This window comes from Streptomyces sp. NPDC087420 (assembly GCF_044744165.1).
Classification (GTDB): domain Bacteria; phylum Actinomycetota; class Actinomycetes; order Streptomycetales; family Streptomycetaceae; genus Streptomyces.
The window spans coordinates 175,600-194,427 of record NZ_JBIUXU010000003.1 but is presented as its reverse complement, the minus strand read 5'-3'; the positions used below and the strand labels follow the sequence as shown (position 1 = coordinate 194,427).

The following is an 18,828-nucleotide window of genomic DNA, read 5'->3' as shown; positions in this document are numbered from 1 at the left end:
CGATGTCCCTGGACCACCGGCTCTCCCCCGAGCACGAAGAACTGCGCCGCACCGTCGAGGAGTTCGCGCACGACGTCGTCGCGCCCAAGATCGGCGACCTGTACGAGCGGCACGAGTTCCCGTACGAGATCGTCCGCGAGATGGGGCGCATGGGCCTGTTCGGGCTGCCCTTCCCCGAGGAGTACGGCGGCATGGGCGGCGACTACCTCGCCCTCGGCATCGCCCTGGAGGAACTGGCCCGGGTGGACTCCTCCGTGGCGATCACCCTGGAGGCGGGCGTCTCCCTCGGAGCCATGCCGGTCTTCCGGTTCGGCACGGAGGAGCAGAAGCGGGAGTGGCTGCCGCGCCTGTGCTCGGGCGAACTGCTCGGCGCGTTCGGCCTGACCGAGCCCGACTGCGGGTCGGACGCGGGCGGCACCCGCACGACGGCCGTCCGGGACGGTGACGAGTGGGTGATCAACGGTACGAAGTGCTTCATCACCAACTCGGGCACGGACATCACGGGGCTGGTCACGGTCACGGCGGTCACCGGCCGCAAGGAGGACGGCCGCCCGCTGATCTCCTCGATCATCGTCCCGTCCGGCACTCCCGGCTTCACGGTCGCCGCCCCGTACTCCAAGGTCGGCTGGAACGCGTCGGACACCCGCGAACTGTCCTTCTCGGACGTCCGGGTGCCGGTGGCGAACCTGCTCGGCGAGGAGGGGCGGGGGTACGCGCAGTTCCTCCGCATCCTCGACGAGGGCCGGATCGCGATCTCCGCTCTCGCGACGGGCCTGGCGCAAGGCTGCGTGGACGAGTCGGTGTCGTACGCGAAGGAGCGCCACGCGTTCGGCCGCCCGATCGGGGCCAACCAGGCCATCCAGTTCAAGATCGCCGACATGGAGACGCGCGCGCACATGGCCCGGATCGGCTGGCGCGACGCGGCGTCGCGCCTGGTCCAGGGTGAGCCGTTCAAGAAGGAGGCGGCGGTGGCGAAGCTCTACTCCTCGACGGTCGCCGTCGACAACGCGCGGGACGCCACGCAGATCCACGGCGGCTACGGCTTCATGAACGAGTACCCGGTGGCCCGCATGTGGCGCGACTCCAAGATCCTGGAGATCGGCGAGGGCACGAGCGAGGTGCAGCGAATGCTGATCGCGAGGGAACTGGGCCTGCCGTCCTGAACCCCGCCTCCCTTCTCTCCCTTGACCTGAAGCGGGGTTGAGGTCCTACGTTCGTCCTCACCGGCCGGGAAGCCACCGGCACCCGGATCTTCCGACGGTGAGGACGGACGATGGACTACTCACACACCGACGAGGAACTGCTCACGCAGCCGATCGGCTACTGGAGCTCGACCGCGGGAAAGGCCGTCGTGACGGCCATCCGCGAGGGCCTGGCGCGGTTCGGCGTCACCCAGCCCCAGTGGTGGATCATGGCCCAACTGGCCACGGCCGAGAACGGCCGCTCCCGCGAAGAGGTACTGGCGGTCCTGTGGGGTTACCTGGACGTGGGCGAAGCCCTCGTACCGGAGATCGACGCCCTCCTCGACCGGCGCCTGATCACCCCGGACGCCGAGGGTCGCCTGCACCTGACGGCGGAGGGGGACGCCCTGTTCCAGCAGTGCGCGGCGTTCCAGAAGACCGTGCGGGACCGGGTGCACACCGGCATCACGGACGAGGAGTACCTGACCACCCTCAAGGTGCTCCAGCGAATGATCCACAACGTGGGCGCGAAGGCGTGGCATCACTAGAGGCAACCATGCGGGAGGAAGCGTGATCTCGGTCCAGGACTGGGCGGACGCGCGGTGCGTGTGGGCGTATCACCTCATGGGGCATGCACCGCGGGCCTGTTCGGTGGTGGTGGGGCTGGGGAGTCATGACCTGGGGGTGGCCGACGTTGCCGTTGGGCTGTATCGGCGGGGTATGGCGCCGCTCATCCTGTTCACCGGTGCGACGAGTCCGACTACGCGGGAGCGCATGCCTCGCGGGGAAGCCGTTCACTACCGGGAGCGGGCGCTGGAGCTCGGTGTGCCCGGTTCGGTCGTGTTGGTGGAGCCTCGCGCCCGGAACACGGGGGACAACATCCGCTTCTCGCGGGCGGTGCTGGAGGAGGCCGGTGTTGACGTTTCGTCCGTGCTGTTGGTCAGTAAGCCGTACGAGGAGCGGCGTGCGTATGCCACGGCGGGCAAGTTGTGGCCGGGCGTTGGAATCGTGAGTGCGTCGGCTCCGATGACCTTCGAGGCGTACGTGGCCTCGGTCGGGGATGGCCGGCTGGTCATCGACATGCTCGTCGGGGCGCTGCAACGGCTGTTGATCTATCCCGATCTGGGGTTCATGACGAGACAGGTTGTCCCCGACGAGGTGACCGCTGCGTTTGAGCGCCTGTGTCGTGCCGGCTTCACCAGTCGGCTTGTGGTGTAGCCGGTGGGGCGGGAGCTTCGCGAGGGGTAGGTAAGGTTAGGCTTGCCTACCTCGGCTTGTTCTCTGTACGGAAGCGGTCCCGCCATGTCCCATGTCCCTGCCATTCCCCTCAGCCGTCGTGGTCTGCTCGCCGCGGGAGGTGCCGTCGGTGCCGCCGCCCTGCTCGCCGCCTGCGGTGAGACGGATGCCAAAAGCGCCGGTGCGGGGAGTGGCGCGAAAGGTGGGCGCTGGGCGTTCAAGGACGATCGGGGGCGGACCGCCACCGCGGGCTCCGTGCCCAAGAACGTCGTCGCCTTCACCGGTACCGCCGCCGCGCTGCACGACTACGGCGTCGCGGTGAAGGGGGTCTTCGGGCCCACCACGACCAAGGACGGCTCGCCCGACGTCCAGGCCGGGGACCTCGACGTCCACGCGGTGGAGATCCTCGGGAACGTGTACGGCGAGTTCAACGTGGAGAAGTACGCCGCCCTCGCCCCCGACCTCCTGGTCACCGCGCAGTGGGTGAAGGACGAACTCTGGTACGTGCCCGAGCAGTCGGAGAAGAAGATCCTCGAACTGGCCCCGGCCGTCGCCCTGAACGCGGCGCGGACCACCATCCCCGAGGCCATCCGGCGCCACGGCGAGCTGGCCGCGTCCCTCGGCGCCGACCTCAAGGCGCCCGCCACCGTGGCCGCCAAGGCGCGCTTCGAGAGAGCCGCGGAGCGGCTGCGCCAGGCCGCGAAGGCGAAGCCGGACATCAAGGTGCTGGTGGCCTCGGCCAGTCAGGACCTCTTCTACATCTCCCTCGCGAAAATGTCCGCCGACACGCTCTACTTCCAGGAGTTGGGCGTCCGCTTCATCGAGCCCAAGGTCAACAAGCAGGGTTTCTTCGAGGAGTTGAGCTGGGAGAACGCCGGCACCTACGCCGCCGACCTGATCATGATGGACAACCGCTCCTCGGCCCTCCAGCCGGCCGCGCTCACGTCCAAGCCGACGTGGACGGGCCTGCCCGCCGTCAAGGCCGGCCAGGTCATCCCCCGTACCACCGAGCCGATCTTCTCGTACGACAAGTGCGCCCCGATCCTGGACGACTTGGCCGCCGCCCTCGAAAAGGCGAAGAAGGTCGCGTGACGTCACATCGGACGCGCGTCCGCCGCTCCGGCGGCCTCCCGTAGCACCTCGACCAGCGCCCGCAGCGCCGGCTCGGTCAGCGACACCTCCCGTACCGCCGCGCAAATCGCCCTGACCGGTTGCGGGTTGCGCACTTCGCGCACGACCACACCGGGATGGCGGGTGCCGGGGCCCAACCCCATCAGCGGCATCAGGCCGATGCCCAGCCCGGCGGCGACAAATCCCTGCGCCGTGGCGTAGTCCCCGCTCTCCACCACGAAGTCCGGGGTGAAACCCGCCGCCGCGCACGCGGCGAGAACCGGCTCCAGGCAGGGGCCCGGCGGCTCGCTGCCGACCCACGGCTCGTCGGCGAGATCGGCCAGGTCGAGTACGTCCCGGTCCGCGAGGCGATGTCCGGCGGGCAGCACGGCGGCGTACGCGTCGTCGCGCAGGTGGAGCAGGTGGAGCAGGTGGAGCAGGCGCGTGCCGTCGCCGGGCGGGGTCTGGGGCCTGATCACCAGGGCCAGATCGGCCCGGCCCTCCGCCACCTCGGCCAACGGATCCCCGGGGTCCGTCAGCCGGAGGTCGATCCGTACGCCCGGATGTTCCGCGCGGAAGCGGGCCACGGCGGGCGCGACCAGGGAGGCGCCCGCCGTGGCGAAGTAGCGGATCGCCAGCCGCCCCGTGCGCCCGGCGCGCAGCTCGGCGAGCGCGGTCTCCGCCTCGGCGACGTTCCTGCTGATGGTGGCGGCGTGCTCGGTGAGCAGCCGTCCGGCGGCGGTCGGCCGCACGCCCCGGCCGACCCGTTCGAGCAGGGCGATCCCGGCCTGTTTCTCCAGCGCGGCCACCTGCTGGCTGACGGCGGACGGGGTGTACCCGAGGTGCGCGGCGGCGGCGGTGACCGAACCGCTGCTGACCACGGCGCGCAGGATCTGCATACGTCTCACATCAAGCATGTAGCTGAGCTTAAGCGTTGTGAAGTTTCTTTCGCTTGTCCTACCGGGTGGGGCTCGGGCACCGTTCCCCTTGGACGACCGGCAAGGACAATTGGGGGAGACATGGGGATGCGTACCGGATCCGGCGCCGCCTGGGTCAGGCCGGCCGTGCTGGCGCTGCTCTGGGGGTCGACCTTCCTGTGGATCCGGCTGGCCCTCGACGGCCTGACCCCCGTCCAGGTCACCGTCGTCCGCTGCGCCCTCGGCGCGCTCGTGCTGGCCGTCCTGTGCTTTGTACGGGGGCAACGCCTGCCGGGCGGCCGGCGGACGTGGCGGCACATCTTCGTGGCCGCCTTCTTCTGCAACGCCCTGCCGTTCGGGCTCTTCAGCGTCGGTCAGCAGACGGTGAGTTCGGGGCTGGCGGGCGTCCTGAACGCCACCACTCCCCTGTGGTCCCTGCTCATCGGCCTCGCCCTCGGCACCGAGCGCGGCCTGCGCCCCGTCCGGGCCGCCGGCCTCGTGACCGGGTTCGCGGGTACGGTGCTCATCTTCGCGCCCTGGCAGCAGAGCGGCGCCGCGGGCTGGGGCGCGCTCGCCATCCTGGGCGCGGCGGCCAGCTACGCCGTGGCCTTCGCGTACATGCAGCGCCATCTCGTGGGGAAGGGCGTTCCGACCCTGTCCCTCGCCACGGCCCAGCTCCTCGCCGCGACGGGACTGACCGCGCTCGCTCTGCCTGCCGGTGGCCTGGACTCCCCGTGGGGCAGCCCCGCCGCCCTCGTCGCGGTGACGGTCCTCGGGGTCTTCGCGACGGGCGTCACCTTCCTCCTCACGTACCGGATCATCGCGGACGAGGGCGCCACCGACGCGGCGACGGTCGGCTACCTGCTGCCGGTGGTCTCCGTCCTGCTGGGCGCGCTGGTGCTCGGCGAGGATCTCGGGCTCCGGGGGGTCGCCGGAATGGCCGTCGTGCTGGCGGGGGTGGCGATGACGCGGCGGCGGGTGGCGACGACCCGGCTTCGGGGGGAGCCGGACGGGCGCCGGGGTTTCTCGGACCGAACCCCCGGCGCCCTGCCCTCCTCAGCCGAGAGCCGTCAGACTCGTCAGACCCGTCAGAGTCCTTAGACCCGTCAGAGTCCTCAGAGCCCTCAGAGCTCTCAGACCCGTCAAACCCCTCACTCCGCCGGCCACGGCACCAGCGGCGAGCGGTAGTAGTCGATCCCCAGGGCCGTCATCCGGGGACCCTGCGCCGCCAGCCGCACCTTGAAGGCGGACCAGTCGTGCGTCGCCGCCGGGGACCAGCCCAGCTCGGCCACCCCCTGGAGCCTCGGGAACGTCATCGCCTCCAAGTGGTCACTCGTCGAGAGCGTCTCCGTCCACAGAGGCGCCTCCACGCCGAGGATCGCGCTCGCCGGTACTCCAGACGCGGCAAGATACGTCGCCGGATCCCAGTCGTACGCCCGGTCCACCTCGATGTACCCGGCCCAGGTCTGGCCCAGCACGGTCGACGGGTCGTACTTCATGTCCAGGTAGACCCGGTCCGCCGGGGAGAGGACCAGCCGGGTGCCGCTCTTCGCCGCCGCCGCGACCTGCTCGCGCACGGCGGCGCTCGTACGGTCGCGGCCCCACCACTGCGCGACCGCTCCCTCGACGGGGTGCGCGCCGGTCAGCTCGTGCCAGCCCACCACCGTCTTGCCGTACTTCCCCACGACGGCCTGCGCCTTCTCCATGAAGGTCACGTAGTCCTCGTGGCTGGTGGCGTGCGTCTCGTCGCCGCCGATGTGGAGGTAGCGGCCGGGGGTGAGCGCGGCCAGTTCGCGGACCACGTCGTCCACGAAGTCGTACGTCACCGCGTCCGGCACGCACAGCGAGCTGAAGCCGACCTGCGTGCCGGTGTAGAGCGGCGGCGCGACGCCGTCGCAGTTCAGTTCCGCGTACGAGGCGAGCGCGGCGTTCGTGTGGCCCGGCATGTCGATCTCCGGGACGACCTCCAGGTGGCGTGAGGCCGCGTACGCGACCAGCTCGCGGTACTGCGCCTTGGTGTAGTACCCGCCCACGCCACCGCCGACCTGGGTGGACCCGCCGTACGTCGCCAGCCGCGGCCAGGAGTCGATCGCGATCCGCCACCCCTGGTCGTCGGAGAGGTGCAGATGCAGGGTGTTGATCTTGTAGAGCGCCAACTGGTCGATGTAGCGCTTGACCTGACCCACCGTGAAGAAGTGCCGCGAGACGTCGAGCATCGCGCTGCGGTACGCGTACCGCGGCGTGTCCGTGATCGTGCCGCCCGCGACCGTCCACGGGCCGCTCTGCCGGCTGCTCTTCTCGACCGTGGCGGGGAGCAGCTGGCGCAGGGTCTGCACGCCGTGGAAGAGCCCGGCGGGGCGGTACGCGCTGATCGTGACGCCGGTGCGCCCGGATTCCAGCCGGTAGCCCTCGTCACCGAGGCTCCGGCCGCCGGAGCCGGTGGCCAGCCGCAGCCGGATACCGCCTCCGGGGCCGAGCCCGAGGTCGGGGACGACCGGCAGGGCGTATCCGGTGGAGGGGCGCAGCACACCGGCCAGGTACGAGCCGACCGTGCGCGCGGCCTTGGCCTGCCCGGGGCCCGAGACGACCCCGATCCAGGTGAAGGGGGTGATCGTGTACGGCGAGCCGCCCGGCCGGACGGACGCCGGTACGGGGACGACGTCACCGAGGGAGCGGGTGGCGGGGGTAGGGGAGGCGGGCCGGTCGGAGGACGCGGGCGCGGCGGCGACGGAGGAGATCCCGGCGGCCACGACCAGCAGGAGCGATCCGAACAGGCTGAAGAACGTTCTGTGCTGTCTCACAAAGGTGTCCCTTCGACAGGGCGACGAGGTACTCACCTGTGGGGGTGCGGACGGCCGAACCTCTCCATGGGACCCGCCCGCGGCGGCGGCGGTCAAGACACCCTCCTGCGCCAGCCGATCCCCACTCCCGGGCGACTCCGACCACTTCCTGCCCGAATTCGGGCAGAAATGTTGCGTACGGCGGCGCGCACCAGCAGTATCAACGGGTGCTCGAACGACGCCCGTCGCACGACGACCTCATCGACCACCTGATCCGCAGCACCGCGCTCCAGCGCGGAGAGGCGGCCCGGGTGATCCTCGACGTGCTGGCCTACTTCGACGAGACGACCGAGGACTACGTGCGCCGCCGCCACCGGGAGATGCAGGCCGGGGGCGCCGTGAACGCGGAGATCTTCGAGCGGATCGCGGCCGAGCTGCCGTACCGCGCGGTGGCACCGCCGGAGCTCTCGCTCCGGCAGCTGCGCCGCATCGTCTACGGCTGAAACGGCTGAAACGACTGAAACGGCTGAAACGACTGAGACGACTCGAACGACTCGAACGGCTGGCACGGCCACCGGCCGGGCGGACCACGCAATCAGGAGGGGCAGAGACTGTCATGTGCGGAATCGTCGGTTACATCGGAAAGCGTGATGTCGCACCGCTGCTGCTGGAGGGCTTGCAGCGGCTGGAGTACCGGGGGTACGACTCCGCCGGCATCGCCATCACCGGCAAGCCGGCCGCGGGCAAGGCGGCCACGCTGCGGATGGTCAAGGCCAAGGGCCGCGTCCGTGAGCTGGAGGCCCGGGTGCCCAAGCGGTTCGCCGGTACGACCGGCATCGCGCACACCCGCTGGGCCACCCACGGCGCCCCCAGCGACGACAACGCGCACCCCCACCTGGACGGCGAGGGCAAGGTCGCGCTCGTCCACAACGGCATCATCGACAACGCCTCCGAGCTGCGCGTGAAGCTGGAGGCCGACGGGGTGGTGTTCGCCTCCGAGACCGACACCGAGGTCCTGACGCATCTGATCGCCCGCTCGCAGGCCGAGACCCTGGAGGAGAAGGTCCGCCAGGCCCTCCGGCTGATCGAGGGCACGTACGGCATCGCCGTGCTGCACGCCGACTTCCCGGACCGCATCGTGGTCGCCCGCAACGGCTCCCCCGTCGTCCTCGGCATCGGCGAGAAGGAGATGTTCGTCGCCTCCGACGTCGCCGCGCTGGTCTCCCACACCCGCCAGGTCGTCACGCTCGACGACGGCGAGATGGCCACCCTCAAAGCCGACGACTTCCGTACGTACACGACCGAGGGCTCCCGTACGTCCGCGACGCCGACCACCGTGGAGTGGGAGGCCGAGTCGTACGACATGGGCGGCCACGACACGTACATGCACAAGGAGATCTCGGAGCAGCCCGAGGCGGTGGACCGGGTGCTGCGCGGCCGGATCGACGACCGCTTCTCCACCGTCCACCTGGGCGGGCTCAACCTCGACGCCCGCGAGGCGCGCGGGGTGCGGCGGATCAAGATCCTGGGCTGCGGCACGTCGTACCACGCGGGCATGATCGGGGCGCAGCTGATCGAGGAGCTGGCCCGGATCCCGGCGGACGCCGAGCCGGCGTCCGAGTTCCGCTACCGCAACCCGGTCGTCGACCCCGACACCCTGTACGTGGCGGTGTCCCAGTCCGGCGAGACGTACGACGTGCTGGCCGCCGTCCAGGAGCTCAAGCGCAAGGGCGCGCGGGTGCTGGGGATCGTCAACGTCGTCGGTTCGGCGATCGCGCGGGAGACGGACGGCGGGGTGTACGTCCACGCGGGCCCCGAGGTCTGCGTCGTCTCGACCAAGTGCTTCACCAACACCGTGGTCTCCTTCGCCCTGCTGGCGCTGCACCTGGGCCGGATCCGCGACCTGTCGGTGGCCGACGGCAAGCGGATCATCGCGGGGCTGCGGAAGCTGCCCGCCCAGATCGCCGAGATCCTCGCGACGGAGGGCGACATCGAGAAGCTGGCGGGTGAGTACGCGCACTCCCGGTCGATGATGTTCATCGGGCGGGTACGGGGCTATCCCGTGGCGCGCGAGGCGTCGCTGAAGCTCAAGGAGGTCTCGTACATCCACGCGGAGGCGTACCCGGCCTCCGAGCTGAAGCACGGTCCGCTCGCGCTGATCGAGCCCGCGATGCCGACGGTGGCGGTCGTGCCGGACGACGACCTGCTGGAGAAGAACCGCGCGGCGCTGGAGGAGATCAAGGCGCGTGACGGGCGGATCCTGGCGGTGGCGCACCAGCCGCAGGAGAAGGCCGACCACACGATCATCGTGCCGAAGAACGAGACGGAGCTGGACCCGATCCTGCTGGGCATCCCGCTCCAACTGCTGGCGTACCACACGGCGCTGGCGCTGGGCCGTGACATCGACAAGCCGCGGAACCTGGCGAAGTCGGTGACGGTGGAGTAGGCGCGCGGTAGGCCTGGAGTGGGCGTGGTGTAGGCCCGACCGCCGGTGTGTCCGGCGCTCGGGGGCGTACGGATCGCGCTACCTGGCGCGTCCTCAGGTACCGGAAGGTACCGGACGCGCCAGGAGCGGAGGGCCGGCGACGCCCGGCGCCGGCCCTCGTCGCTGCCCAAGGACCGTCAGGTCCTCAAGAACCGTCAGGTCCTCAGCCGGCGGCCGTCACACCCCGGCCGGCAGCGCGTCGACGCGGCAGAGCGGTGGGCCACTTGGCGAGCGCGGCCGTCGCGCCGTACCAGGAAGCCAGGCCCGCGAGGGCGGCGAGCCAGCCGCCGACCTTGGCCAGGCCCCCGCTGTCCGCGAACTGGGCGACCCCGAGCAGCAGCAGCGCGACGGTCAGCAGGCCGTACGTGCCCTGGACGAGCGGGCCCGAGCCCGCGGCGCCTATGGTGAGGCTGAGGGCGAGGAGCGCCCACAGGATCAGGAAGAGTCCGGCCGCGTCCGCGGAGACCTGCTGGCCCGCGCCGGTGCCCCAGGTGAACCAGAAGGCGCCGAGGCCCGCGAAGGCCGTACCGGTGAACGAGTCGCCCGCCCGGAAGGCAAGCAGACCCGCGACGAAGAGCGCGACCCCGCCGACGTACAGGGCGAGGGTGACGGCGTCGGCCGCCGTCACCCCGTCCACCACGTCGGTGAGGCCTATTCCGAAGGCCAGCAGGGTGAGTCCCAGCGCGAGATGGCCGAGAACCGAAGTTGAGGTTGCGCTTCCCGCAGAGACGTCATTGTCCACGGCGGGCTCCCTTCACGAAGTGCGGGTGCTGTTGTCCCAGCGACCGTTATGTACCCTTCACAAGGGCGCAATCCACCTCTCGGAGTGAGTAAATTCACTGCGGGGGCAAGGAAGTTGACGGACGATCAGCGTTTCCGGGCGTAGAACGCGGGAAGAACGGCCCGGGCTCAGCCGACTTACGGGATGACCACCACGGGCCGCTGCGCGCGCCGCGCGAGCCGGCCGGCCACCGAGCCGAAGATCCGCCCGACGATGCCGTGCGTCGAGCCGACCACGATCGCGTCGGCCGAGTACTCCTGCCCGACCTCTTCCAACTCGTGGCAGATGTCACCGCCGCGCTCGACCAGGATCCAGGGCACCTCGGCGAGATAGTCCGCGCAGGCCAGTTCGAGGCCGAGCACCTCGGTGCGGTGGTCGGGGACGTCCACGAACACCGGCGGCTCACAGCCCGCCCAGACCGTGGTCGGGAGCCTGTTGGCGACATGAACGATGATCAGGCCGGAGCCGAGCCGTCGGGCCATGCCGATGGCGTACGCGAGCGCCCGCTCACTGGAGGTGGAGCCGTCGAAGCCGACGACCACTCCGTGCCGGAAGGCGGGATCGCAGGAGGCGCGCGTCTGTTCCACCGCCAGCGGGTCCGACACGTGGTCGGCTACCTGCTTGCGGTCCGCGGGTTCAGGGATTTCGTGACCGGCCATGGGCGTCTCGGCGAAAGAGGTCCTCTTGGGAAAGGATCAACAAGTGGCGTGGCGTGCGGAGCTGTGACGGACCTGTGTCCTGTGTCCGGGAATCATCTTCCCAACTCCATACCCCCAAGGGTACGGCGACACTCCTCTCGTGCACAGAGTTCGCAGCCCCTTACGCGGCGTTTCAGGGAGCATGCACGAGGGCGCCCAGGATCGCAATGCCGGATGGCATCTACAGCTGTCCCGCGGAGCGACCGGAGGGACGCGCTCCTCGTTGGCCATCGGCCACGCCGCCGCCGTCAAGGAGCTCCCGTGCCCGCACCGTCGACCGTCACGTCATCCGTCCGGGTGTCCGCCGAGGCGCCCGCCGGGAGCCCGGGGCCGGCCCTCGGCCGTGCCTCCGGCGGCGCGTCCGACGGGGCCCGTGAGGACACCCTCGACCCGCCGCGCTCCGGGGCTTCCGCCCGGCCCCCCGCCGAGCCGGCGGACGCTCTCCTCCGCTGGGCGGTGTTCAGCTGCCTGCTGGTCCCCGTCGTGCTCACCGTCTACGGGACGTCCTTCGGAGGGACCGCTTCGGCGGCGTCCGGCCTCGCCGCCGTGACCGCCGTCTGCCGGCTCCTGCTGCGGCGGTCGGAGCGGACGGCGGACGGGCTGCGCGCCGAGGGCACGAGGGCGGACTCGGGGGCAGACACGGGGGCGGACGCCGTCCGCGACGGGGAGGCCCGTACCGCCCGGGAAGCCGATGCGGCACATGCGTCCGGAATGTACGGAACGGCCGGAAGCCGACGGTCCCGTGGCCGACAGGGGGCGCACCGGGGGCTCACGCGCATGTGAGGGGAGTGCGCCGGGGGACTGGTGGTCTTCGCACAGACACACCCATCGCTTTTCGGCCAACTTTGCACATGAACCGAAGCCTTGGCGAAAAGGCCTGTCAACCCCCTTGCCACCTGGGAAGAAAGGACTGAACCGGTCCTCCGCACCCTACGGGGACGGGCCATGCGCGCGAGGCCCACTTCCCTGCGCGGCCCACGAGTGGAACGCTTCGTGATCGAATGCTTCGCGCCAAGTTGCCTTGTCGACATAACGCCGGTGGGAGAACTTGTCACGCCGGCACCACGGGACACAGTAGATTCGATCATGAGGATCCAAGGCTGGGGACCCGTGCAGAACCGAGGGGAATCGTGCAGGAGCGAGAGGCCCGACAAGAACGGGGAGACGCGAACACCGAGGGGGGCTTAGCGACATGAGCCAGGACTCCACTGCCGCACCGGAGTCGGCACGGAAGCTTTCCGGGCGCAGGCGCCGGGAAGTTGTCGCCGTGCTGCTTTTCAGCGGTGGGCCCATCTTCGAGAGTTCCATCCCCCTCTCCGTGTTCGGAATCGACCGCCAGGACGCCGGGGTTCCGCGCTACCGCCTGTTGGTCTGCGCCGGAGAGGAAGGACCGCTGCGAACCACCGGCGGACTCGAACTGAGCGCGCCGTACGGCCTGGAGGCCATCAGCAGAGCCGGCACGGTGGTCGTACCGGCCTGGCGGTCCATCACCTCACCGCCGCCGCCGGAAGCGCTCGACGCGCTGCGCCGGGCGCACGAGGAGGGCGCGCGGATCGTGGGTCTGTGCACCGGCGCGTTCGTGCTGGCAGCGGCCGGTCTGCTGGACGGCCGGCCGGCCACCACGCACTGGATGTACGCGCCGACGCTGGCCAAGCGGTATCCGTCCGTCCATGTGGACCCGCGCGAGCTGTTCGTCGACGACGGGGACGTGCTCACGTCCGCCGGCACGGCGGCCGGAATCGATCTGTGTCTGCACATAGTCCGGACGGACCACGGCGCGGAGGCCGCGGGCGCGCTGGCCCGCCGGCTGGTGGTGCCGCCGCGGCGCAGCGGCGGTCAGGAGCGCTATCTCGACCGGTCGCTGCCGGAGGAGATCGGTTCCGACCCGCTGGCCGAGGTGGTGGCCTGGGCGCTGGAGCATCTGCACGAGCAGTTCGACGTGGAGACGCTCGCGGCCCGCGCGTACATGAGCCGGCGGACCTTCGACCGGCGGTTCCGCTCGCTCACCGGCAGCGCGCCGCTCCAGTGGCTGATCACGCAGCGGGTGCTCCAGGCCCAGCGGCTGCTGGAGACCTCGGACTACTCGGTCGACGAGGTGGCGGGCCGCTGCGGCTTCCGCTCCCCCGTGGCACTGCGCGGCCACTTCCGGCGGCAGCTGGGGTCCTCCCCCGCGGCCTACCGCTCCGCCTACCGGGCGCGCCGCCCGCAGGGCGAGCCGGTGTCGCACGGGGTCACGGAGCCGGTCGTACCGGCGCAGGCGTCAGCGCAGTCCCGGCGGACCGCGGCGGCGGCCGGCGCACCGGGTCACGCGTCGGCGTCGTCACCGGTGCCGGACTCGGGAAAGCCCGGTTCCGACCTGTACGCGGCGGGTCCGGGACGTCCGAGTCTGCCCGGCCAGCGGAGCGCTCCGTAGGATGCGCCCCGTAGGGTGAGGCCCATGAACGACCGCATGGTGTGGATCGACTGCGAGATGACCGGGCTCTCGTTGACGGAAGACGCACTGATCGAGGTGGCCGCACTGGTCACCGACTCGGATCTGAACGTGCTCGGCGACGGGGTGGACATCGTGATCCGCCCGCCGGACCGGGCGCTGGAGACCATGCCCGAGGTGGTACGGCAGATGCACACCACCTCGGGCCTGCTCGACGAGCTGGCGGCCGGCACGACGCTGGCCGCCGCCGAGGAGCAGGTGCTGGCGTACGTACGCGAGCAGGTCAAGGAGCCGGGCAAGGCGCCGCTGTGCGGAAACACGGTCGGCACCGACCGCGGCTTCCTGCTGCGGGACATGCCGACGCTGGAGGGCTACCTCCACTACCGGATCGTGGACGTCTCCTCGGTGAAGGAGCTGGCGCGCCGCTGGTACCCCCGGGCGTACTTCAACAGCCCGGAGAAGGGCGGCAACCACCGCGCCCTGGCGGACATCCGCGAGTCCATCGCGGAGCTGCGCTACTACCGCGAGGCGGTCTTCGTCCCCCAGCCGGGCCCGGACTCGGAAACGGCCAAGCAGATCGCCGCGAAGCACGTACTCAAGGCGGACTGACCCCGCCGCGACCTCGCGGAAAAGCGGGCGCGAGCACCCTCGCGGACCCTGTACACTTTTTCTCGGCCGGTCAGGGAAAAAGACCGGGCTTGGTGGGTATAGCTCAGCTGGTAGAGCACCTGGTTGTGGTCCAGGATGTCGCGGGTTCGAGTCCCGTTACTCACCCTTGTGGGCAAAGGCCCGATCTGTGAAAACAGGTCGGGCCTTCGTCGTATCCGGTTTTCCCGCCGGCAGTACCGTGGAGGCCTGACTCTCCGGCGGGGGTACACATGAACGCCACAACCATCGGCGACCGCATTCGCAGCTTGCGAGAATTCCGTGACCACACCCAGGAGGAGCTCGCCGAGCAGGCCGGCGTCTCCGTCGACACGATTCGCAAGCTGGAGCAGAACCGAAGGCTGACGGCACGCATCAACACCTTGCGCGTGATCGCCCGTGCCCTCGATGTCCAGCTGGAACGCCTGCTGGGACAGCCCACCGTGATGACGCGAGTCGTCTCCGACGACGGTGGGCTGATCGCCCTCCGGGACGCGATCCAGGACATTGGATCGCTGCCCGGACTCAGGACCGCCGACGATCTCGAAGACCCACCCGACGAGACGACGTGGGTCACCTCGGTGGACGAGGCGGTCAAGGCCTACTGGACCGGCAACTACTCGGATCTCTCCCACACACTTCCCCTGCTGCTCCGCGACGGCAGGGCCGTGGCCCGCGAGACACCCACCGAAGGCGTCTGGCGACAACTCGCGCTCGCCTACCAACTGGCCGCGTCCTTCGCGACGCAGGCAGGACACCCTGACTGGGCGTTCGCCGCCGTGGAGAAGCAGCTGGCTGCCGCCCGGAAGGCAAGCGACCCGCTCATGGAAGGCATGGGCGTGTCCACCCTGTCGTGGGTGCTGCTGCGCCAGGGACGCTGGGAGCAGGCGCAGGCCGTGGCGGAACAGAAGGCCGACTCGCTGGAGCCGTCAATCCGGCGAGCGACACCCGAGCAGTACGCCGTGTACGGCAACCTGCTCATCGCGGCGGCCACCCCCGCCGCGCGCAGCGGGAACCGGGAGGGCGCGCTGGAGCTGCTGAACCTCGCCGAGAGCGCCGCCACGAGGAGCGGCCCCGTCAGCATGTACGGGTCGGCCTTCTCCGTCACCGACGTCCGTACGCAGAAGGTCAACATCGCGCTCGCGGGCCAGGACAACAAGCCGGCCGAGGCGCTGCGGCTGTCCGCCGGTGTCGATGTGGAGGCCATCACCCGACCGATCCACTCCGCAGCCCACCGCGTCGATGTGTCGCAGGCGCGGTACCAGACCGGCGACAGCGACGGCGCGCTGAGAACCCTCCTTGAAGTCGAGGCCGAGCAGCCCGAGTGGATCCGTCTCCAGACTCTCGCTGCGGCCACGGTCCGGGAAATGCTCGAAGCGGAGCGCCGGAAGAACTCACCGCTCCGGTCGCTCGCCGCACGGCTCGGAGTCGACCCCACCCTCTGAACCGGGTAGGACAACACGTCCTGTACGAGCCGCCGTTGACGAGCCGACTGGTGCACCCTGTCACTGGAACGTGATCACACGAGCACTTAGCGTGGCCAGCGTGATGTGGCGCCGGCCTCGGGTGCCCCCTCGTCAACCCACGAAGAAGGAGCATCAGATGGCCGAAGACGGCAAGCACCGTGGCGAGCCCTCCGACAAGCCGTGGACGCCGCCCGCGCCCACCCCGAGCCCGGACGGGTCCGGACCGGCGAAGTCCGCCACGGGCACGGCCGTCGATCAGGGAGGCGGTGCGTGAATGACACCGCGTGGGTGAAGACGGCCGGCCACGCCGGACTGGTGGACGTACTCGCGCGGCGAGGCCTCCTTTCCTCCCGCTGGCGCGAGGTGTGGGAGAGGCTCCCCCGCGACCACTTCATCCCCCCTCACGCCTGGCGCCAGGGCCAGGAGCGATGTGTCCCCGTCGCCCCGGGGTCGGACTGGTGGGACCTCGTCCACTCCGACCAGCCTGTCGTGACGCAGGTGGACGACGGGCAGTCGGGCGGCCCGGGCATCGCCACCTCGTCCAACTCCCAGCCGTCCATGGTCGCCAAGATGCTCCAGCTCCTGGACGTCCAGGACTACGACATGGTGCTGGAGATCGGCACGGCCACCGGGTATGTCGCCGCGCTGCTCTCCGAGCGGCTCGGCAGTGACCGGGTGGTCAGTGTCGAGATCGACGAAGCGCTGTCCAAGCAGGCGGCCGCCACCCTCGCGGACCACGGTCTCTCGCCCCGGCTGGTCGTCGGCGACGGTGAGAAAGGGTGGGAGGACGGCGCTCCCTACGACCGTCTGATCTCCACCTGCGCGCTGCGGCACGTCCCACACGCGCTGATCAGGCAGGTCGCCCCCGGCGGCATCATCGTGGCACCGCTGGCCCGGACCTTCTGGAGCGGCGCCCTGGTGCGGTTGTCCGTACAGGACGGCGGCATCGCACAGGGGCCGTTCCGCGGCGGCGCGTCGTACATGCCCATGCGGTCCCACCGGCTGCCCGACGCAGGGCCTGTGGACAGCAACACGTCGCGGTCTTCGGAGGCCGGGGCGGATCCCCGTCAGCTGCTCAGCCTCGGCTTCGCCCTGTACGCCGGCGCGCGCCTGCCAGGAGTCACCATGTCCCACGCCGAGGCCGGCACCACGGTGACGGTCTGGCTCCAGGACGAGGCCGGCTCGGCGGCCGTCGCCGCCACCGGCGAGTCGGTGTGGGAGTACGGCGAGCGGAACCTGTGGGCCGAGGTCGAGGCCGTGTATGCCGAGTACGTGTCCCTCGGGCAGCCGGAGGGAGACATCTTTGGCCTGACTGTCACGCCGGCCGGCCAAGAAGTCTGGCTGCGCTCGCCTCGGACGGTGATCGCGGCCGCGTGACAGAAGCCTGGCCCCGGCCGAAGTCGTCCCCCGTGACGCCGGTCGGGGCGTAGGTGTGTACAGGGGCGTTGTTCAGGCGGGGTCGATGGCGATTTCGTAGGCGATTTCGTAGCGGACGTCCGCGATGGTGATGTCCGCGGTTTCCACCGGGCGGCCGTCCGTGTCGTAGTACGTGCGCTCGATCTCCGTGATGAGGTCGCCCACGGAGATGCCGAGGAGGTTGGCCTGCTCCTGGGTGGCGCGGGCCGGGCGGGGGAGTTCTACGGCGGTGTCGATGTCGACGCCGATGGAGCGCATTCGCTCGACCACCCCGGCGCCGGCGTGCGGGCCCATCTCGGGGAGCACGATCGGTGTGCCGTCCGTGATGGCCATCGGCTCCCAGGACTCCGACAGCTGGACCGGCAGTCCGTCGCCGAGGAATTCGTACGCCGTGTGGACGCAGAGGTCCCCCGGCTCGATGGCCAGGCGTTCGGCGATGCGCTCGGGGGCCGGTACGCGGGCGTTGCTGCGGGACTCCCACGTACCGGAACGGCGCTGCTCCTCCATGTCCGCGCGGAAGGGGCTGCCGTTACGGCGTTCGCGGCGGCGGGAGCGGATCATGCGCAGGCGCTCGCGCGGGCGCCGGACGTACGTTCCCGACCCGGCACGGCCCTCCAGGAGCCCTTCGATGATGAGGCGCTCCATCGCGCGCTGCGCCACGGACTGGCCGACTCCGTACTCCTCGGCGAAGCGGGCCCGGCTGGGCAGCTTCTCGCCCAGCGTCCACTCGCCCGCCTGGATGCGGGTGCGCAGAGCGTCAGCGACCTGCAAGTACGGCGTCTCTCGTGGCATTTGGGCGGCTCCGGGTGGTGTGCGTCGACATTGACAAAGCTAACCCATCAGGTGAAGCTGAATACTCAGCATTACGAGGCGTGATCGAGCGCTCACCAGGGGAGGGCTGTGCCCACTGTGGACATCCAGGCGGCCGCGCTGGTCGGCATGCTCGCCGCCGCGACGGGAGGCGAGCCGCGGACCACAGGCACCGAGGCCGGTGCCGTCCGTATCGAGGCCGACCTCCCCGAGCAGTTGAGCCCGGCCACGCGGAACGCGATCCTCGCCGCCCTCGCGACGGCCGACCGGTACGGACACACCCACACCGACGACGGCGACACCGTCTGGGCCGAGCTGGACAGAGATGTGGCGGTGGGTGACAGAGACGTGGCGGTGGGTCGGGAGGTCGAGGTGGGCGGGGAGGCCGGGCTGGAGACGGACGCCGGGCTCGACCGCGAGGCCCGCGAGGCCGGTCTGGATCGTGAGGCAGACCTGTGACCGCACTTCCCCATCCACGAGAACGGGAGGCACCACCCATGACTGTCACCGTCGCGTTACCGGCATCCCTGTCCGAGACGGATGTCCGTACCTGCGAGGCCTGCTGGCGCGCCCCGGTCGGTGCCGTCCGTACGGATGCCGAGGGCCGGGCCCTGCTCTGCGTGCCGTGCGCGCAGGGCGGTTACCCGCGGCGCGTCGACCTGTTCCCGCCGCTCGGGATCTACAAGCTGACGAGCCGGCAGGTGCGGATGAGCGACGGCAAGCACGGTGGCGGTACGCCGCAGACCCCGCCCAACCCCGGGCCCGCCCTGCCCAGCCCGCCCCCGGCACCGTCCCCGCCCGGCACCCCGCCCGTGTAGGTCGCGCCCGCGGCGGGAGGGCGTGGTTGGTCCTGGGGCGTGCGGATGATCTTT

At 70.6% G+C, this 18,828-nt stretch carries 20 protein-coding genes and 1 tRNA gene; 16 read left to right on the top strand and 5 right to left on the bottom strand.

What is annotated here, in order from left to right; genetic code table 11:
• Positions 1–2: 2 nt before the first annotated feature.
• The 4 genes from ACIO1C_RS06985 (at position 3) to ACIO1C_RS06970 (ending at position 3,509) form a co-directional block, all read left to right on the top strand.
• On the top strand, positions 3–1,163 hold the full coding sequence (locus ACIO1C_RS06985; protein ID WP_401859428.1) for an acyl-CoA dehydrogenase family protein: 1,161 nt from the start codon (positions 3–5) through the stop codon (positions 1,161–1,163).
• 110 nt (positions 1,164–1,273) lie between these two features.
• Complete coding sequence (locus ACIO1C_RS06980; RefSeq protein WP_401859426.1) at positions 1,274–1,729, top strand: MarR family winged helix-turn-helix transcriptional regulator; 456 nt, start codon at positions 1,274–1,276, stop codon at positions 1,727–1,729.
• A 22-nt stretch (positions 1,730–1,751) separates the two neighbouring features.
• Positions 1,752–2,399, top strand: a complete 648-nt coding sequence (locus tag ACIO1C_RS06975) for a YdcF family protein (protein ID WP_401859424.1) — start codon at positions 1,752–1,754, stop codon at positions 2,397–2,399.
• Positions 2,400–2,483: 84 nt separating this feature from the next.
• The gene (locus ACIO1C_RS06970) at positions 2,484–3,509 is read left to right on the top strand and encodes an ABC transporter substrate-binding protein (RefSeq protein WP_401859423.1); all 1,026 of its coding nucleotides are present in this window, start codon (positions 2,484–2,486) and stop codon (positions 3,507–3,509) included.
• A 2-nt stretch (positions 3,510–3,511) separates the two neighbouring features.
• Here ACIO1C_RS06970 and ACIO1C_RS06965 read toward each other — a convergent pair whose 3' ends face one another.
• Positions 3,512–4,444, bottom strand: coding sequence for a LysR family transcriptional regulator (locus tag ACIO1C_RS06965; RefSeq protein WP_401859421.1), 933 nt, complete (start codon positions 4,442–4,444; stop codon positions 3,512–3,514).
• 108 nt (positions 4,445–4,552) lie between these two features.
• Between ACIO1C_RS06965 and ACIO1C_RS06960 the strand changes: the two genes are divergently transcribed.
• Positions 4,553–5,545 carry a DMT family transporter gene (locus tag ACIO1C_RS06960; RefSeq protein WP_401859419.1) on the top strand — a complete coding sequence of 331 codons (993 nt, stop codon included), beginning with the start codon at positions 4,553–4,555 and terminating at the stop codon, positions 5,543–5,545.
• Positions 5,546–5,595: 50 nt separating this feature from the next.
• Here the strand turns inward: ACIO1C_RS06960 and ACIO1C_RS06955 are convergent, their stop codons facing one another.
• Positions 5,596–7,245, bottom strand: a complete 1,650-nt coding sequence (locus tag ACIO1C_RS06955; protein ID WP_401859417.1) for a beta-N-acetylhexosaminidase — start codon at positions 7,243–7,245, stop codon at positions 5,596–5,598.
• Between the two features lie 206 nt (positions 7,246–7,451).
• On the opposite strand from ACIO1C_RS06955, the gene ACIO1C_RS06950 reads away from it, so the two are divergent.
• Complete coding sequence (locus ACIO1C_RS06950; protein ID WP_401859415.1) at positions 7,452–7,727, top strand: hypothetical protein; 276 nt, start codon at positions 7,452–7,454, stop codon at positions 7,725–7,727.
• A gap of 113 nt (positions 7,728–7,840) precedes the next feature.
• The gene (glmS, locus tag ACIO1C_RS06945; protein WP_401859413.1) at positions 7,841–9,670 is read left to right on the top strand and encodes a glutamine--fructose-6-phosphate transaminase (isomerizing); all 1,830 of its coding nucleotides are present in this window, start codon (positions 7,841–7,843) and stop codon (positions 9,668–9,670) included.
• Between the two features lie 202 nt (positions 9,671–9,872).
• Here glmS and ACIO1C_RS06940 read toward each other — a convergent pair whose 3' ends face one another.
• Positions 9,873–10,451 (bottom strand): acetate uptake transporter, encoded by a 579-nt coding sequence (locus ACIO1C_RS06940; RefSeq protein ID WP_401859411.1) that lies wholly within the window; start codon positions 10,449–10,451, stop codon positions 9,873–9,875.
• 176 nt (positions 10,452–10,627) lie between these two features.
• A complete protein-coding gene (locus ACIO1C_RS06935; protein WP_401859409.1) occupies positions 10,628–11,149 on the bottom strand; it encodes a universal stress protein in 522 nt (173 codons plus the stop codon).
• A gap of 300 nt (positions 11,150–11,449) precedes the next feature.
• On the opposite strand from ACIO1C_RS06935, the gene ACIO1C_RS06930 reads away from it, so the two are divergent.
• The 7 genes from ACIO1C_RS06930 (at position 11,450) to ACIO1C_RS06900 (ending at position 17,107) form a co-directional block, all read left to right on the top strand.
• Positions 11,450–11,971, top strand: coding sequence for a hypothetical protein (locus ACIO1C_RS06930; RefSeq protein WP_401859407.1), 522 nt, complete (start codon positions 11,450–11,452; stop codon positions 11,969–11,971).
• A gap of 409 nt (positions 11,972–12,380) precedes the next feature.
• The gene (locus ACIO1C_RS06925) at positions 12,381–13,601 is read left to right on the top strand and encodes a GlxA family transcriptional regulator (RefSeq protein ID WP_401859405.1); all 1,221 of its coding nucleotides are present in this window, start codon (positions 12,381–12,383) and stop codon (positions 13,599–13,601) included.
• Between the two features lie 24 nt (positions 13,602–13,625).
• Positions 13,626–14,228 carry an oligoribonuclease gene (gene orn, locus ACIO1C_RS06920; RefSeq protein ID WP_401859403.1) on the top strand — a complete coding sequence of 201 codons (603 nt, stop codon included), beginning with the start codon at positions 13,626–13,628 and terminating at the stop codon, positions 14,226–14,228.
• 92 nt (positions 14,229–14,320) lie between these two features.
• Positions 14,321–14,393: transfer RNA gene (locus ACIO1C_RS06915), tRNA-His, on the top strand.
• 104 nt (positions 14,394–14,497) lie between these two features.
• Positions 14,498–15,709 (top strand): helix-turn-helix domain-containing protein, encoded by a 1,212-nt coding sequence (locus ACIO1C_RS06910; protein WP_401859401.1) that lies wholly within the window; start codon positions 14,498–14,500, stop codon positions 15,707–15,709.
• A 157-nt stretch (positions 15,710–15,866) separates the two neighbouring features.
• Positions 15,867–16,004: a hypothetical protein gene (locus ACIO1C_RS06905; RefSeq protein WP_401859399.1), complete on the top strand. Its 138-nt coding sequence runs from the start codon at positions 15,867–15,869 to the stop codon at positions 16,002–16,004.
• Positions 16,001–17,107, top strand: coding sequence for a methyltransferase domain-containing protein (locus tag ACIO1C_RS06900; protein WP_401859398.1), 1,107 nt, complete (start codon positions 16,001–16,003; stop codon positions 17,105–17,107). Before ACIO1C_RS06905 ends, ACIO1C_RS06900 begins: the two co-directional genes overlap by 4 nt.
• Before the next feature lie 72 nt (positions 17,108–17,179).
• On the opposite strand, the gene ACIO1C_RS06895 is transcribed toward ACIO1C_RS06900, so the two are convergent.
• A complete protein-coding gene (locus ACIO1C_RS06895; protein ID WP_401859396.1) occupies positions 17,180–17,938 on the bottom strand; it encodes a GntR family transcriptional regulator in 759 nt (252 codons plus the stop codon).
• 108 nt (positions 17,939–18,046) lie between these two features.
• On the opposite strand from ACIO1C_RS06895, the gene ACIO1C_RS06890 reads away from it, so the two are divergent.
• Both ACIO1C_RS06890 and ACIO1C_RS06885 read left to right on the top strand, forming a co-directional pair.
• The gene (locus ACIO1C_RS06890; protein ID WP_401859394.1) at positions 18,047–18,415 is read left to right on the top strand and encodes a hypothetical protein; all 369 of its coding nucleotides are present in this window, start codon (positions 18,047–18,049) and stop codon (positions 18,413–18,415) included.
• Positions 18,416–18,453: 38 nt separating this feature from the next.
• Positions 18,454–18,774: a hypothetical protein gene (locus ACIO1C_RS06885; RefSeq protein ID WP_401859392.1), complete on the top strand. Its 321-nt coding sequence runs from the start codon at positions 18,454–18,456 to the stop codon at positions 18,772–18,774.
• The last annotated feature ends 54 nt before the right edge of the window (positions 18,775–18,828 follow it).